This window comes from Streptococcus sp. FSL L8-0526, assembly GCF_038007145.1.
GTDB lineage: Bacteria > Bacillota > Bacilli > Lactobacillales > Streptococcaceae > Streptococcus > Streptococcus thermophilus.
In genome coordinates this window covers 351240-367050 of record NZ_JBBOWP010000002.1, presented here as the reverse complement: position 1 = coordinate 367050, position 15811 = coordinate 351240, and the positions used below count along the sequence as shown (strand labels likewise).

Here is a 15811-nt window from a genome sequence, read left to right as displayed (position 1 = left end):
TCTACCATAGAATCCCTTAAGATTCAACATGTAAGTTTACTTTTCTATCCTTGGGGCAGAATTTAGGTACCTGAATTTTCTCGGGATGATTCTGTTTATTTTTACTTGTGAGATAATTGAGGCTCCCACATTCACTACACTTTAAATTGATTTTAACTCTCACCTATATTCTTAACTCCTAGCGATTTTCTAAAGATGATTAAGGAACAAACAAAATTTCCAAAGACGATGGCTGCTGTCACAAAGAAAACCCAACGATAGCCCAATCCTGTTGCAACAGCTGAACCCACAAAGGGTCCTAAAACTTGTCCAATGTATGAAAAACTTTGATTAAGGCTAAAGATTCTTGAAATTCCTTCTTTTGGGGTCATCTTGGTCAATAAGGAATTGACACTAGGCGTCAAGGCACCTACACCAAAACCATAGGCAAAGCGTAAAAGGCCAAGTTGCAAGGCTGAACCTGCAAAACCACAAAGGAAATACAAGAGAGAACTATAGAATAAGCCCATTAAGAGCAAACGATGATTCCCAATGCGATCACCAAGTTGTCCTAAATAAGGAGTGCTTAAAAGACTTGAAAAGCCCATAGTGGACACAATTAGCCCTGAGTAAAAAAGGATATTATCACTTTGACCCAAATAACGAATATAAAGCGCCAAGATTGGAGCAATTGATTGGGCAGAAATCTGGATAATCATACTAGTCACAAAGAGGCCAATTAAAAGCGATTTGCTAGGAATTTTAGCAAATACTTGCGAAAGACTCATTATCTCTCCTTTTTCAATCAATTGGAAGTCCTCTCGCAAACCAAAGATAGTCAAGAGACAACAGATAAATAAAATCAACCCAACTAATAGAAAGGTCCCTCGCATACCAAAGGCCTCAGATATGGCACCACCTAGCAAAGGGCCAATCAAAACACCAGCTGTGAGACCAGTTGATAATGTGCCCAAGGCATAGCCAGAATGTTGCCGAGGAGCCTGACTGGCAATCAAAGCTGTTGCATTTGGCACATAACCTGCAAACAATCCATTCAAGATTCTCAAAAAAAGCATCCAGAAGACATTAGGCACAAAGGCTAAGCCTCCCATTGTAAAGGTCATGACCATACTGGCTCTAATCATCATGGGCTTTCGACCATAACGGTCCGCCAAGTGTCCCCAAACTGGTGAAACCAAGGCTGAAGCTAAAGCAGATAAGGCAACAGATAAACCAGTATACCATTCTACCATAGCACCTTTAACCCCTAGTTCTTCTACATAGAGAGCCATGAAGGGCATGACAATAGAAAAACTAGCCCCAGTAAAAAAAGTTCCTATCCAAGCAATTTTAAGATTTCGTTGCCAATCAGCGGTTTCAAGCTCTTTTTGGCGCAAATAATCATCTTCTTTCTAAAATTTACTATCCATTATAACACAATGACTAACTATACGAGGTTAACTAAATCTTTTATGGCACCCTTCACCTTCTTCTTCAAATCATCGATGTTCCCGTTGTTGTCGATAACTAAACTAGCATAGGGCAGTTTTTCGGCTAAAGGTATTTGACTAGCAATACGCATGCCTGCTTCCTCAGCACTTAAGTGATTCCGTTTCATCAAGCGTCGGCCTTGCACTTGAGGTGACACCGCCACCAACCAAATCTGATCGAACCAATCCTGATAATCATTTTCAATAAGTAAAGGAATATCCATAAAAAAGACGTCTTCTTCTTTAGCCAAGCAGTCTCTTTTTGCTGCCAGTTCTTCTCGAATAATCTTTCCCTGAATTTCAGCAGATTGATGTCGCATTTCTTCACTTGAAAAAATCAGTTCCCCTAACTTAGGACGGTTCAATTCCCCATTAGGAAGAAGAATCCCATCTCCCAACCAATCAAGCAAGGCTTGATACAATCTTCCCCCTTTGACCTGCATGTCGTGCACCAGTTGATCAGCATCAATGACCTTATAACCTGCATCTTTAATTATTTCAGCTACGGTTGATTTCCCTGAAGCAATGCCTCCAGTTAATCCTATAATCATCGTTTTTGACAATGAGGACACAAATGTGTTCCTCTTCCTCCTAACTTGATTTTCACAATCATGCTTGCGCAACGTGGACAAGGTTGACCTGTCTTTCCATAAACCTGTAGATAGTTCTGCATGGTCCCATCCTCACCAAGGGCGTTACGATAGGTCCTTATAGTGGAACCACCCTTAGCAATCCCCAGCTGTAAAATGGCAATTGTTTGATCGTGAACCCGTTTCATGGCTGCCTTGCTAAGTTTATTTGCTGGTGTCTCAGGATGAACCTTGGCTGCCCAAAGCACCTCATCAACGTAGATATTTCCTAGACCAGCCACTAACTTCTGCTCCAAGAGTAAGGGCTTAATAGACTTACCAGAATGCATTAAGGCTCTCTCAAACGGTACATATTTAAAGGTCTTCTTGGTAGGCTCAGGGCCAAGTTTTTTCCTTGTAAAATAGGCCTCTTCTTGTTTCCTATCCAATAAATCAAAAGTCCCAAACTTGCGTACATCCTGATAAACCAGAGTTGAGCCATCATCTAGCTTAAAAAAGAGGTGAAAATGTTTGTTGTCTGGAACCTGGTCTGTGAACAGCAGATATTTTCCCTCCATGCGCAAGTGAGAAATTATTATCAACTGACCAAAATCAAAAATGAGATACTTTCCCCTACGTCGCATGGCTTGAATCGTCTGACCAGGCAAATCATGTAAAAAACTATCGTATGATGTCTTGATCATTTTCGGGACCTTAACTTCAAGTGACAAAAAAGTCCTTCCTAGTAACAGTTTTTCTAAACCTCGTCTAACTGTTTCTACCTCAGGTAACTCAGGCATATGTCCCTCCTTCTAGTAAGAAAGCCGAGCAAATGCCCAGCTTTTCTTAGTATTCTTTTTCATTATAACCAAAATCGGCCAAATCAAGTTTTTTATCCCTCCAATTTTTCTTAACCTTCACCCAGGTTTCAAGGAAGACCTTGTCCCCAAGCATGAGCTCAATATCTTTACGAGCAAGAGTACCAATTTTCTTAAGCATAGCACCTTTTTTACCGATGACAATACCTTTTTGGCTATCACGCTCAACCATGATGGTCGCACGAATGTGAACCGTATCAGTCTCTTCATCACGCTTCATAGAATCAATGACAACAGCAACTGAGTGCGGAATTTCTTCACGCGTCAACTGTAGTACTTTTTCACGAATCATCTCAGATACCAAGAAACGCTCTGGATGGTCTGTGATTTGATCCGATGGGAAATACTGGAAACCTTCTTCAAGATTATCACTTAAAACATCTACAAGGTGGGAAACATTATTTCCTTGAAGAGCTGAGATTGGGATAATCTCCTTGAAATCCATTTGTTTACGGAAATCATCAATCTGCTCAAGGAGCTGGTCTGGATGGACCTTATCAATCTTATTAACCACCAATATAACCGGAACCTTGGCTTGCTTAAGACGTTCGATAATCATATCATCGCCCTTACCACGCGGTTCATCGGCTGGAACCATGAAGAGGACTGTATCCACTTCACGAAGGGTTGAATAAGCAGATTCCACCATGAAATCTCCAAGTGCTGTCTTGGGCTTGTGAATACCCGGTGTATCAATAAAAACAATCTGTTCTTTATCTGTTGTGTAAATCCCCATAATTTTATTACGGGTTGTTTGAGCCTTATCACTCATGATAGCAATTTTTTGCCCCATAACATGGTTCAAAAAAGTTGATTTTCCTACATTAGGTCGACCAAGAATGGCCACAAATCCTGATTTAAAAGTCATATATCTTCTTTCTATTTTTTAGTTAAAAATCAAATCCCAAATTTTAGGTATGAAAACAATCATACCAGTAATGAGTGCGTAACAAGAGACAACCAGAACCGCTCCTGCAGCCATATCCTTAGCATTTTTAGCTAGCATGGAAAAGTGATAATTGCTGGCTAAATCAACAACATTTTCAATGGCAGAATTAACAATCTCTAGGGCAATTACTAGAAAAACTGCCTGCAGGAGAAAAATCCATTCTATCGCTGACACACGAAAAACCAAGCCAGCCAATACCACTAAGATAGCCGATACCAAATGTTTACGCATGTTGCGTTCTTCTTTAACAGCCGTTATTATCCCTGTCAGAGCAAACTCGAAACTGGTCGTAAATTCTCTGTTTTTCCACTTTTTTTGTGGGTTATTGTCGCGTAAGTCCATAAGCAGTCAAAATTTCTTCCTGTAATCCAAACATTTCCGCTTCTTCTTCTGGGGTGTAGTGATCATACCCGTTGATATGAAGAAATCCGTGAACAGCCAAAAATCCCATCTCACGCTCGTAGCTATGCCCATATTCCTCAGCTTGTTCGCGAGCCTTATCAATAGAAATAAAGAGTTCGCCGATATAACTATCAAATTCCCCCATCATTTCAGCCAATTCAGGATTTTCAGCCAAATCTTCTTCATCAAAGGTAATATCTAACTCTGGCTTATACTCCAAGCTAATAACATCGGTTGGACGATCCGTATCACGATACTCCAAATTCAATTCGTGACTACGTTCGTTAGTTACAAATGTAACCGCCATTTCCTTGTCTTTCTTGCCAAGTTTTTGCGCTGCAAAATCAAGTAATTCCAAGGTTTGTTTTTTTATTTCTTCTGAAACTTGTCCAGTCTCATCAATCATTTCAACGTACATAGCATGCTTTTTCGGAACAGTTGAGCCTACTTAAAGGACAGAGCTGCTCCCTTCCTTTCACTAACAAATTAGCTTTTTATGACGAATACTAAATTGCATTCAATACTTTCACCGAATAATTTCAGTACAATATCGACCAATTCATTATATCACAAGGACACAGAAAAAGCAGACTTGAGCCTAATTGTCTGCTTTTTATATAGTATCTATGAGAATCGCTTACTTATCGATATTATCTCTAAAGCGTTGGATATGAATGGTCAAATAGACCTATTCGTCTAAACTAAGTTCAAAAGCATAACTTGACTTGATATAGGTGACAATCTTTTGGGTACAGATAAAAGATTTTGGGTAGTTAGTCTTGACTTGTTCATATAGGAAAGCATCGTTTTTACCACCACTAACCCCACTCACAATACGTTGCGCTAAATACCGAAGATGAGTAATAAAACGGTTAAAAGAAAAACTATCTTGCTCCAAGTCACAAGCAAAATGAAGACGGACAATCTCACTAATGCAAACCACAATTTGAGTCATCTGTCAGTCTTTTTCATGGAGACCCGCATCCTTTTATGCATTGACAAAGTGCAAAGCGACTGAGGCTGCCTCATCATCTACCAATTCCACTTCTAAATCATTGGCAATCAAACGAAGGACTTGTTTTCCAATTTCATACTCCCGAGGGTAAAATTTCTAACTTCCCAAGCCAAAGGATTTTGTAGGGATATTTCTTCTCTACTGCGTTCAATAGCATAATGAAGATGGTCTGCAAGAGCAATAAAAAAAGAGGGATCAAACTTGGTTTGCAGAACAGCTTCAGCAAAAGTGATGATATTCAAAAAGACCTGCATTTCACCATCAGGCAAATCTACATAAACACGAGTCCATTTGGCCACTGTCTCCGGATTTTCCAAGACAAAGGTCTTTTCAATCTTCTCTTTATTAACCGTCTCTCCGATCTTTTTTTGAAAGCCAAGTCCCTTACCCATAACGATGTATTCTACGTCATTATCCATGGCTTGGACAACATTGTTATTTAATTTTTTCAATTTACATCATAATCCCTCATCATTTAAGCCTTTTTTTATTTTACAAAGTTTTTAATGAGAAACCTAATGACAATAAACAAAAAGGGTTGGCTATACCAACACTTTTTCTACAGTTCTGTTCGATTCTCGATGGCTCTTAGCAAGGTTACTTCATCAGCGTACTCGATGTCAGAACCAACAGCCAGCCCACGCGCTAGGCGGGTCACCTTAATACCTGCAGGTTTGAGGACCCGTGAAATATACATAGAGGTTGCCTCACCATCGGCCGTTGCATTAGTTGCGATGATGACCTCGTCAACCTCGCTATCCATAAGACGGGTAATCAAACTTTTTAAATTAATATCATCTGGTCCAACACCATTCATAGGGGAGATAAGCCCTTGAAGCACATGGTAGAGACCACGATATTCCTGAATCTTTTCCATAGCAGAAACATCTTTGGAGTCCTCAACAACCAAAATCTTAGTACGGTCTCTAGTTTCATCCGTACAAATAATACATGGGTCATCATCAGTCAAGCGACCACAAACTGAACAATAGGTCAACTCACGTTTTGCTGCTAAAAGATTTTTTGCAAAATCATTGACATCTTCATCAGACATGCTAATGGTATAGAAAGCCAGACGTGTCGCCGTCTTAGCCCCAATTCCTGGAAGTTTTGAAAAACTATCAATCAGTTTAGCAATTGGAGTAGGATAAAGCATGAGGTCCTCCATTTCTTTTATATTTCTCAACTCATATCTTAAAGAACAAATACTCAAACACTATATCACAGAAAAATCTCTCATGCAAGGCACAAGAGATTTTATATTATTAGTGAGTATTTTGATAAAGTTCCATGATAGCTTTAACGGCATTTTGATGGGCCGTACTCTTCGAGTCTAAAGCATGTGGGTACATAATCCCAACCGCCAACTTAGTACCATCTTTGGCTGTCGCATAGGCGACAGCATTAAGGTTAACTGTCGTTACTAAATTTCCTGAATCATCTGTTGCATAGGTTTCGGCTGTCCCTGTTTTACCACTAATTGGAATAATAGAACTTGCCATGGCTTTACCGGTTGCAAGACTAGAACCTGAGTTAACCACGTCATGAAACCCTTGTTGGATAATCCCAAATTGCTCAGAATCTAAGGATAGCTTGTTAAGGACGCGCGTGTCTACAGTTGAAGATAAAGTTCCTAGACTACCATTTTCACCAGCATCATAGATACCTCCGACGATGTGAGGTGCTACACGTTTTCCACCATTTGCGATTGAGGCAACATACTGAGCCAACTGGATAGTTGTATAAGAGTCATATTGTCCAAAAGCCTCTGTCAAGACATTGGCAACATTATAATTCTTGGGAATGTAACCTTCTGATTCTCCTGGTAAATCAAGTCCCGTAGACACACCCATTCCAAACTCAGCATAAGTATCACGAAGCGTCGTCATCGCCTTTTCCATATTATCAGTCGACAAGGACATTCCTGGAACATACTGTTGCCCAAGAAGTTTGATAGCAACCTGAACCATATAGGTATTTGAGGAATATTCTAAGGCCTGAGTTGCGGTAATAGCACGACTACCTTTATCTGTAAACCAAGAGGTAATTGGGGGCGAACCAGCAATATTAATAGGTTGGTCAGTTAATACCTGGTCCCCATAGATAGCACCCGAGCGCCAACCTGCGGTTAAAGTAGCCCCCTTAATTACAGAACCTGGAGTGAAGACATCGGTGATGGTTCCTAAGGCATCAGCCTTAAAATCCTGTGCCCCTTGCTCGTGTTTTTGTCCTGCCATAGCAAGGACAGCACCAGTATCCGCATTCATAACTACTGCGTACATACCTTCAGAATAGGTCGCTTTATTCTCTGAAATCTCTGAAGATAGTTGTTGGCCAAGGATATCTTCAACTCCCTTTTGGAAATCAAGGTCGATGGTCAACTTCAGGTTGTTCCCCTTGCTACCTTTCTGAATGATTTTATCACTATCAACCTTACCTTCCTTGTCCACAGTAATCTCACGAACAGTATGTTTTCCTTGGAGCTCCTCTTCGTACTCTTTTTCCAAATAAGAGGTACCTACACGGTCATTTAGGGCATACCCTTTTTTTAGATAATCCTTAGCATCCTCCTGAGGCAGTCCTGCTTCTGAACTTGAAACCCTACCGATAAGAGGGGACAAGGACGAATCAGACGTGTGACGTTCCCAATCCTTAGCAACTCTAATTCCATTAAGTTCCTTCTGCTTAGCTGCCACAATCGCAATCTGATCAGGAGTCAAGTCCGCCGTCTTCAGTATGACTGTTGAGAAATTAGAAACAGCATTCATCTGAGAATAAATGTAGACTATCTTTAGCTCGTCCTCAGAATAATCAACAGCTTCATCAGGAACCGCATTAATAGCATTATTGTAGATAGTAGCTTCTGCTAATTTATTACCAAATTTATCTGTCTTCTTGTCATTAGGAAGATCATTAACCACACGCTTATAGTTAGCAGAATCAGCTAAATAAAATTCACGTTTCTGGCGATCTGTCACCTTAGTCTCTGTCAGTGTCACCAAAGTTGCCAATCTTTCCGCAACACTCTTCATGGTATCTGATGACACTAGATTATTACGCGTAAAGGTGATAACATCCTTACTCTGATTGGTCGTAAGAGCAATCCCCTTGGCATCAAAGATTTGCCCACGTTCGCTTGCAATCCTAACCGTATACTTGGAGTTATCCTCTAATTTTTTAGTATAAAAAGATTTGTTATAAACCTGCATATAGGTCAAACGCGCAAAAAGTAACAAAAAAAGAACAAAGACGACACCAAAAAGCAAGTAAACACGACGCGAGATGTTTACTGGCTTTCTAGGTTTATTCGCTCGTTTTTCTTTTCTCTTCTGACGCCATTTTTTCCATTTTTGACTATTTTTTTCCCAAAATGATGTCACTTTATCTCCTCTATGTTCTTATAAGAATTTTATTATATTTTATCACAAATCATCTTCAGCAAACTTAAAAAAATATCGAAATTTAAAAAAACTTGCCTCAATTTGAGACATATTTTCAGATTTATAATGACAATTTTTTCATCCAGCTAGGAATAGCCTTGCTAATGCGAGTCGGCAAAACCACATAAGCATTTTCAGCGATATTATCCGCAATAGCTGAGTGGAGCCAGGTCGCAATGATGACCGCCTTGTAAGAGTCAGTTGAGGCAAATTGGGCAAGAAATCCAGCAATCATACCAGCCAAGGTATCTCCCATTCCACCCGTTGCCTGATAGGGTCCACCGACCTCTAAATGGGCTACTTCTGCTCCCTGATAAACAGCTGTCTTATGGCTCTTGGCAACTAGAATTGTCCCACTTTGAAACTCCTCTAAGGCTCTTTTAGTATTGGAAACCGACTGCTCTGAAATAGCTAAACCAGACAGTCTTTCCCATTCCTTTTGATGGGGAGTTAGTATAAGGTGACACCTTGGCAAGCTGCTCCGATTTTTCTTTGCCAAAAGGTTAAGAGCAGAACCATCAACAACCAAGTTCTGGTTTGACCTAATATTTGCCAAGACCAACTCCAAAGCCCAATCAGCTGTCTCCTCCTCACCTAGACCAGAGCCGATTAAAATAACATCTGCTGCTCTAAGGTTAACAAGAAATCTTTCAGTCTCCCTTAGGTCAAAGGCCATAGCTTCAGGAAGGTGAGCATGAAGAGCTATGATGTTTTCACGATCTGTAGCAACTGTAACCAAGCCCGCACCACTGTTGACACAGGCAATAGCAGCCATAATGATGGCGCCACCATAAGGATAAAGTCCACCAACCAAAAGCACTCGACCATAAGAGCCCTTGTGAGACTCTCTCAATCTAGGTCTTATCACTTGCCTAACTAAGTCATCATCAACTTTCATAAGCTATCCTTTCAAACTACGAAGAGCAGCTTGGTAGGTCTGTTCCATCAGCATGGTAATAGTCATAGGTCCTACACCTCCTGGGACAGGCGTGATCATGCTAACCTTCTCTTTCACTTGATCAAAATCAACATCACCACAGAGTTTACCTTCTTCATCGCGGTTGATTCCCACATCAATGACAACAGCACCCTCTTTGATAAATTCTTCTGTTACAAATTTTGCACGGCCAATAGCCACTATCAAAACGTCGGCCTTGTTACAAACTTTAGCCAAATGTGGCGTGCGTGAGTGGGTCAAAGTAACTGTGGCATTTTTCTCCAAGAGAAGCTGTGCCATAGGCTTACCTACAATATTACTGCGTCCAATGATAACTGCTGTCTTACCTTCCAATTCAACATTGTACTCACGGAGAATTTCCATAATTCCCGCTGGTGTACAAGGCACCATTTGAGGACGTCCATTCCAGAGGTTCCCTGTATTCATAGGATGGAAACCATCCACATCCTTTTTAGGATCAATAGCCAAAAGGATACGCATTTCATTAATATGATTTGGCAATGGCAATTGAACCAAAATCCCATGGAAAAACGGATCCTGATTGTACTTTTCAATGACCTCAATCAATTCTTCCTCGCTGATACTCTCAGAAAGATTGACTGTCTTACTATGGAAGCCAGCTTTTTTAGCAGCTCGTTCCTTATTACGCACATAAACTTGACTGGCAGGGTTTTCTCCAACCATAATTACCACTAGTCCTGGAACAGTCCATTCCTTTTCTTTTAGACGTACTACCTTTTCTTGCAATTGCTCCTGCATGTTAACAGCTAGGGCCTTACCGTCCATTATAATCGCCATGGTGTTCTCCAATACATACTTTTTTTCAATTATACCATAGGAAGGCCTCTTTGTGACTTAATTTTCAAAATTTTCAAAAAGACATTTAAGATGAAACACAAAAAGCTGGGAACTTGTCCAAATTTCGTCTGATTATTCTTCATAATTAATTTACAAAACCATTTTGCTGACTCTACCCCTCAATAACTCTTAAGGTCTTTTGCTGGAATTTACCACTTTCATACATGTGATCTGCACCCGTTAGTGAAACAAGAACTGAGTCACGGTAGTTCTTAGCTGTTCTTCTAGCAATATTAGGATGAGTCATTTTATTCTTAGTCCCCGCAATCACAAGAACAAGACATGAAGTGTTACTAAAATCCACGTAAGCCGCCTTTCTCTTTTCAAATCAATGAAGGGCCATCTGAGTGTAAACTTTACCCGACTCAGACACTAGTGTCGCAAAGACTTCTTCTTTCAAAGACTCCTCTTGCTCATTCATACAATACTTGAAAAAATTCTTTTTTATAAGGCGGAATGGCTTTTTTCCAAAAAAACCAACGTAAAAAGTGTTTGCCGAAACAAGCTAGCATGGTTGGATAAAAGGCAAAAATATTATCTATCAGAGCTGGTCACATGAAAATCATACCATCAATCTCTATCTTTTTAGCAGCCATTTGTGCCACTAGAAAACCTAAAGAGTGTCCCAAAAGAAGCAGTGGCTGATTTAAACTTTCAATCAAAGCCACCAAATCATCTCGATAATCCTGCAAAGTTACGGTACCAACTTTATTCAGACAGTCTTGATATGGTAAGTCATAGTAACGAAAGCTAGGTGTATGCACCGTATACTCCATCTGACGGAGACCTGTCGCAAATTCTCTCTAGATATTACCAGCACATCAGGTCTCATGAATTAGGACAATCTCTCTGTTTAAACCCATTTCTTTCATTTCGCCTTTATTAAGTCACGCTAGATTCTTTCAATGTCATCATATCATACTTTCTCTTAGGCAACCTTTATACATTCCTCACAGACGAGATATATTATCGATACTTTGAGACGAGTATTGTTTACGAATGTACTGAACGAGGTTAGCAAACGATTCGGTATTGATATAGTCCTTATCATGTAAAATAAGTAACTCATCTAAAGTAATGTGTAACTTGTCTAAAATATTGATGAGTCGAATACACGATATCTCTGATTCTCCGCGTTCAAATCGCGATATTTGAGACTTAGAAAGGTGCTCATCTGCAACAGAACAGAGACTGACTTGCTTTCCTTTGCGAACTTTTCTAAGTGTGGTACCAAGTTTTGATTTCATGATTTTCCATTTTCCTAACAAAAAGATGACTTAGTTTTTATTTATTGTACAATAAATAAAAACGGAAAGGAAGTTTATGAAGAAGATTTCAAAAATTTGCCCAATTTTCTGGCTGGTATTGGATATCATTATCGGTGGTTAAAATGCTTAGGTGTACACATAAGTCTCTAGATACTCTAAAGACTTATACTTTCGGTCTTTAGGACTTTCCTTAGACACAAGCAATACATCAAAAACGCACTAGAAACTTCATTAACTTTAAGAAACGTGTCTTCATCACTCTGAACATACATAAAAAGAGGACCTATCCGGTCCTCTCTAGATGTTAGCTTTTCATCACCCACTACAGTTGACAAAGAGATATAATGTGTTTGTAGTGAACGATATTATGTCAGATTTGGGACGCAAGACCATTATCAATCAAAAGGAAATGAAATATAGTATAGTAAATCAAATAAAACAAAATACAGTAAATAATTTTAGGTAGATTGATTATTTTGATCAATAATATCCTGTAAGGTTGGAGCCTTTAAGTCCTTCTCAGAAATTTGTTCAAGGTTATTTGGATTAATTGGTATTGGCCACTCAATTTTAAGGTCAGATGCTAAAGGAGAAAGTGCTTGCCCTGACATACCAGGAATCCATTCGCTATCAAAAAAGTAAAGGTATTCTGTATTGTTTTCTAAAGCTTGGAAACCGTTACAAACGCCGTTAGGAACAAAAACTTGAACTCCAGGATATAAATCCACTGTTACAATTTTACCAAAACTGGTACTGTCATTTCTGATATCAACATAGACACCGAAAGCTGATCCTTTGGCTACAGTTACTAATTTAGACATTGACTCAGCATGTAACCCTCTTACAGCACCTTTTTTCGTTTGAGTTAGATTAATCTGAGACCAAGTTGTAGAGGGTAAAATATCAGAATAAGCACTAAAACGAAACAGTTCGCGTACGGTTCCTCTCTCGTCTGTCACTGTCTTTGGTTGGATAATATAGAGTCCATCAATCTCAGAAGTCGAAGTTGACATATTATTACTTTTTAAAATCATAAAGCCTCCTTATTAACATTTAATTGTATTATAATATTCAAATTTACACAAGTTGCATTGTAAGAAAAAATGACCCCTTATCCAAATTAGAGATCATTTTCTTATATTCCATTAGTGATTAGCTTTATGCATTTCTTCTTTGACCGGGCAAGAGCACTCACAATCTCCACAAGATCCTTTTCCTTTAATATAGTAACGAATACCTAAACCAGTCAAAGCGAAAATAATAAAAGCAATGATAAATGTAGACATAACAACTTCTCCTAACTATTAGCTTCTTGAAGATTTTCCAAGGTAATAATCTTATCCTTAATTTGACGCGGTTTACGAACAACGAAGTAAATCATAGTCACTAAAAATAAGACTGCTACAAGTGTCCAAAGCGATATTGGATTACCATAAAGGAGAACTTGACCAAATTGATATAAAATCAAGCTGACACAATAAGCCAAACCTGTTTGAAAACCAATAGCTCCAACCGTCCATCTCAGATTAGCCATTTCACGCTTAATAGCCCCGATAGCTGCAAAACATGGTGCACAAAGTAGGTTAAAAATCAAGAAAGAATAAGCAGCTAGAGCTGAATAATCTGCTTGCAGAGCCGTAGCCAAACCAGCTTCACTACTGTTATGATAGAGAATCCCGAAGGTGGCAACAACTGTCTCCTTGGCTGCTAAACCTGCGAGAGCAGCAACTGTTGCCTGCCAATTCCCAAAGCCAAGAGGCTCAAAAATCCAGGACAAGCCTTTACCCAAAGTTGCTAAGATACTCACTTCCGTATCAACGTTCTGTAACATAAAGTTGTAGTTGGACATGAACCAAATCAGGACAGTCAAACTGAAAATAATTGTTCCCGCACGTTTAACAAAACTCATGGCCTTACCAAAAGCATAACGTAAGACTGATAGGACTTTTGGCCAGTGGTAAGCAGGTAATTCCATGATAAAAGGACTTGTCAAACCACCTAAAAAACTAGTCTTTTTGAGAGCGATACCTGATAAGATGATGGTAGCTATCCCAATAAAATAGGTACTTGGTGCCACAAAAGAATTACCAGGGAAGAAGGCCCCTGCAATTAAAGCAATAATTTCCAACTTGGCCGAACAAGGCATGAAGGTTGCTGTCATAATGGTAATCCGACGATCCCTTTCATTTTCAATAGTCCGGCTAGACATAACTGCTGGAACACCGCATCCTGTTGAAATCAGCATGGGAATAAAGGATTTTCCAGATAGTCCAAAACGACGGAAAATACGATCCATAACAAAGGCTATACGACTCATATAACCAATATCTTCAAGCACACCTAAACAGATAAATAGCACGAAGATTTGAGGAAGGAAACCAAGTACCGTCCCAATCCCAGCTACAATACCATCAACAATCAGAGACTTAAGCCAATCCTGAACTTGGAGATAATCAAGACCAGAAGATACCAAATCAGGAACATACTTACCAAAGAGGACATCATTAGCCCAGTCTGTCCACATGGTTCCAACGGTCTGGATAGATAAGAAGTAGACCAAATACATGACTACTGCAAAAATTGGCAAAGCCAAAATACGATTGGTAACAATCCTATCAATCTTATCCGACAAGGTTAAAGCGAAATCTTCTGTATGACTCTCAGCCATCTGACAAACACGCTCGATAAAAGCATAGCGCTCGTTAATGACAATTGACTCCGCATCTTCTGTGAAAATTTCTTCAGTGATACGAATGATATCTTCGATTTCTTTTCGTTGGAATTGGGACAAGTCTAGCTCAGCCTCAACTAAAGAATCCTGTTCAAAGAGTTTAATGGCATAAAAACGCGCAGACCTTTGTGGCACCGAATTCCCCAAGACTTCTAAAATTTGCGAAATGGCAGCTTCCAACCTATTGTTGTATATTGGAAAGGCAAGGTCACCAACCGTAGAAGTCGTTGTATGAGCTGCCTTTTTCACTACCTGATCCACACCAGTTTGTTTGAGGGCACTGGTGGCCACTACTGGCACACCTAGATGGTAAGACAATTTATCTACATTAATCTTTTTTCCCTGACCATCCAAAACATCAATCATATTGAGGGCAATAGTGACTGGAATACCTGTCTCAATCAACTGCGTTGTCAGATAAAGGTTACGCTCCAAATTTGTCGCATCAACCACATTTAAAATGCTGTCAGCCCTTTGGCTTAACAAATAATCACGAGCCACCTTTTCTTCAGGACTGTAGGGTGACATTGAGTAAATTCCTGGCAAATCTTGGATTTCTAAATCCTTATTCTTTTTGACCAAACCACTCTTTCGCTCAACAGTAACCCCTGGCCAGTTCCCAACACGCTGATTATGTCCTGTTATTAGGTTGAATAAACTGGTTTTACCACTATTAGGATTACCTATTAATGCAATTTCTGTCATTTTTCCTCTCCCTCGTCCAACATGACTACACTAATCATTTGCGCTTCTGACTTGCGTAAGGTTAATTCATATCCTCTCAAACTAATCTCTAGAGGGTCTCCAAAAGGAGCTACTTTACGCAACAAAACACGTGTACGCTTTGTAATTCCCATATCCATAAGACGTCGTTTGGTTTCATTTGCTGAGAAGATATCCGTAACTATGGCAGAACGTCCAACTGGTAGTTCAGAAAGAGGGATTTTTTTCTGGTCCTCCTCTGCAGGAGCCAAATCAATTTTATCCAGAATCGAAGCATCAAAGGCTAAGCGACTACCTTTAACAATAATAATAGCACTGTTCTTGGTCTTAGTTACCACCTCAATAGTTTCACCGGCAGCCAGCCCTAGGTTAGATAAATGCAAAAGACTATCCTTAGGGAGGTTAATGCCAAGAATTCGGTAAGGTGTTTTTAAGGCCGCATCATATATGAACATCTTTCTTTACCTACTTAATTAGTTTTGATATGACATCATTATAGCATATTTATCCATCTTTTCCGTAATATTATCCTAAACAAGAATTATTCTAGA

General features: G+C 39.5%; 17 protein-coding genes and 3 pseudogenes. 1 reads left to right on the top strand and 19 read right to left on the bottom strand.

Annotated features, from left to right (window positions below; translation table 11 throughout):
* Positions 1 to 16 precede the first annotated feature (16 nt).
* The 15 genes and pseudogenes from rpmG to NSQ85_RS09060 form a co-directional block, all read right to left on the bottom strand.
* Complete coding sequence (gene rpmG / locus NSQ85_RS09130) at positions 17 to 163, bottom strand: 50S ribosomal protein L33 (RefSeq protein WP_179974362.1); 147 nt, start codon at positions 161 to 163, stop codon at positions 17 to 19.
* Positions 153 to 1328, bottom strand: a complete 1176-nt coding sequence (locus NSQ85_RS09125) for a multidrug efflux MFS transporter (protein WP_332068343.1) — start codon at positions 1326 to 1328, stop codon at positions 153 to 155. The genes rpmG and NSQ85_RS09125 overlap by 11 nt, the downstream gene beginning before the upstream one ends.
* 98 nt (positions 1329 to 1426) lie before the next feature.
* Positions 1427 to 2020: a dephospho-CoA kinase gene (gene coaE, locus NSQ85_RS09120; protein WP_179974519.1), complete on the bottom strand. Its 594-nt coding sequence runs from the start codon at positions 2018 to 2020 to the stop codon at positions 1427 to 1429.
* Complete coding sequence (gene mutM, locus NSQ85_RS09115; protein WP_179974360.1) at positions 2017 to 2838, bottom strand: DNA-formamidopyrimidine glycosylase; 822 nt, start codon at positions 2836 to 2838, stop codon at positions 2017 to 2019. The genes coaE and mutM overlap by 4 nt, the downstream gene beginning before the upstream one ends.
* A gap of 46 nt (positions 2839 to 2884) precedes the next feature.
* Positions 2885 to 3784 carry a GTPase Era gene (gene era, locus NSQ85_RS09110; protein ID WP_002950226.1) on the bottom strand — a complete coding sequence of 300 codons (900 nt, stop codon included), beginning with the start codon at positions 3782 to 3784 and terminating at the stop codon, positions 2885 to 2887.
* Positions 3785 to 3802: 18 nt separating this feature from the next.
* Positions 3803 to 4207 (bottom strand): diacylglycerol kinase family protein, encoded by a 405-nt coding sequence (locus tag NSQ85_RS09105; protein WP_179974359.1) that lies wholly within the window; start codon positions 4205 to 4207, stop codon positions 3803 to 3805.
* A complete protein-coding gene (gene ybeY / locus NSQ85_RS09100; protein WP_002950224.1) occupies positions 4188 to 4685 on the bottom strand; it encodes an rRNA maturation RNase YbeY in 498 nt (165 codons plus the stop codon). Before ybeY ends, NSQ85_RS09105 begins: the two co-directional genes overlap by 20 nt.
* A gap of 270 nt (positions 4686 to 4955) precedes the next feature.
* Positions 4956 to 5701 (bottom strand): annotated as a pseudogene (locus NSQ85_RS09095) (PRD domain-containing protein).
* 140 nt (positions 5702 to 5841) lie between these two features.
* Complete coding sequence (gene recR / locus NSQ85_RS09090) at positions 5842 to 6438, bottom strand: recombination mediator RecR (RefSeq protein ID WP_011225694.1); 597 nt, start codon at positions 6436 to 6438, stop codon at positions 5842 to 5844.
* A 109-nt stretch (positions 6439 to 6547) separates the two neighbouring features.
* Positions 6548 to 8662, bottom strand: coding sequence for a penicillin-binding protein PBP2B (gene pbp2b / locus NSQ85_RS09085; protein ID WP_340781709.1), 2115 nt, complete (start codon positions 8660 to 8662; stop codon positions 6548 to 6550).
* Positions 8663 to 8783: 121 nt separating this feature from the next.
* Positions 8784 to 9620 (bottom strand): NAD(P)H-hydrate dehydratase, encoded by an 837-nt coding sequence (locus NSQ85_RS09080; RefSeq protein ID WP_340781708.1) that lies wholly within the window; start codon positions 9618 to 9620, stop codon positions 8784 to 8786.
* Between the two features lie 3 nt (positions 9621 to 9623).
* A complete protein-coding gene (locus NSQ85_RS09075; protein ID WP_340781707.1) occupies positions 9624 to 10478 on the bottom strand; it encodes a bifunctional methylenetetrahydrofolate dehydrogenase/methenyltetrahydrofolate cyclohydrolase in 855 nt (284 codons plus the stop codon).
* Between the two features lie 172 nt (positions 10479 to 10650).
* A complete protein-coding gene (locus NSQ85_RS09070) occupies positions 10651 to 10842 on the bottom strand; it encodes an alpha/beta fold hydrolase (RefSeq protein ID WP_141326392.1) in 192 nt (63 codons plus the stop codon).
* A 247-nt stretch (positions 10843 to 11089) separates the two neighbouring features.
* Positions 11090 to 11302 carry an alpha/beta fold hydrolase gene (locus NSQ85_RS09065; protein WP_071417397.1) on the bottom strand — a complete coding sequence of 71 codons (213 nt, stop codon included), beginning with the start codon at positions 11300 to 11302 and terminating at the stop codon, positions 11090 to 11092.
* A 189-nt stretch (positions 11303 to 11491) separates the two neighbouring features.
* A pseudogene (locus NSQ85_RS09060) lies at positions 11492 to 11785 on the bottom strand (helix-turn-helix domain-containing protein); the annotation flags it as partial.
* Between the two features lie 195 nt (positions 11786 to 11980).
* Here NSQ85_RS09060 and NSQ85_RS09055 point away from each other — a divergent pair.
* Positions 11981 to 12107: pseudogene (locus tag NSQ85_RS09055) on the top strand (ISL3 family transposase); the annotation flags it as partial.
* Between the two features lie 157 nt (positions 12108 to 12264).
* Here the strand turns inward: NSQ85_RS09055 and NSQ85_RS09050 are convergent.
* The 4 genes from NSQ85_RS09050 to NSQ85_RS09035 form a co-directional block, all read right to left on the bottom strand.
* A complete protein-coding gene (locus NSQ85_RS09050) occupies positions 12265 to 12840 on the bottom strand; it encodes a dTDP-4-dehydrorhamnose 3,5-epimerase family protein (RefSeq protein WP_011680922.1) in 576 nt (191 codons plus the stop codon).
* Between the two features lie 111 nt (positions 12841 to 12951).
* The gene (locus NSQ85_RS09045; RefSeq protein ID WP_002950212.1) at positions 12952 to 13092 is read right to left on the bottom strand and encodes a FeoB-associated Cys-rich membrane protein; all 141 of its coding nucleotides are present in this window, start codon (positions 13090 to 13092) and stop codon (positions 12952 to 12954) included.
* 11 nt (positions 13093 to 13103) lie between these two features.
* On the bottom strand, positions 13104 to 15242 hold the full coding sequence (gene feoB / locus NSQ85_RS09040) for a ferrous iron transport protein B (RefSeq protein ID WP_179974354.1): 2139 nt from the start codon (positions 15240 to 15242) through the stop codon (positions 13104 to 13106).
* Positions 15239 to 15715 (bottom strand): ferrous iron transport protein A, encoded by a 477-nt coding sequence (locus tag NSQ85_RS09035; RefSeq protein WP_179974353.1) that lies wholly within the window; start codon positions 15713 to 15715, stop codon positions 15239 to 15241. Before NSQ85_RS09035 ends, feoB begins: the two co-directional genes overlap by 4 nt.
* Positions 15716 to 15811: the final 96 nt, after the last annotated feature.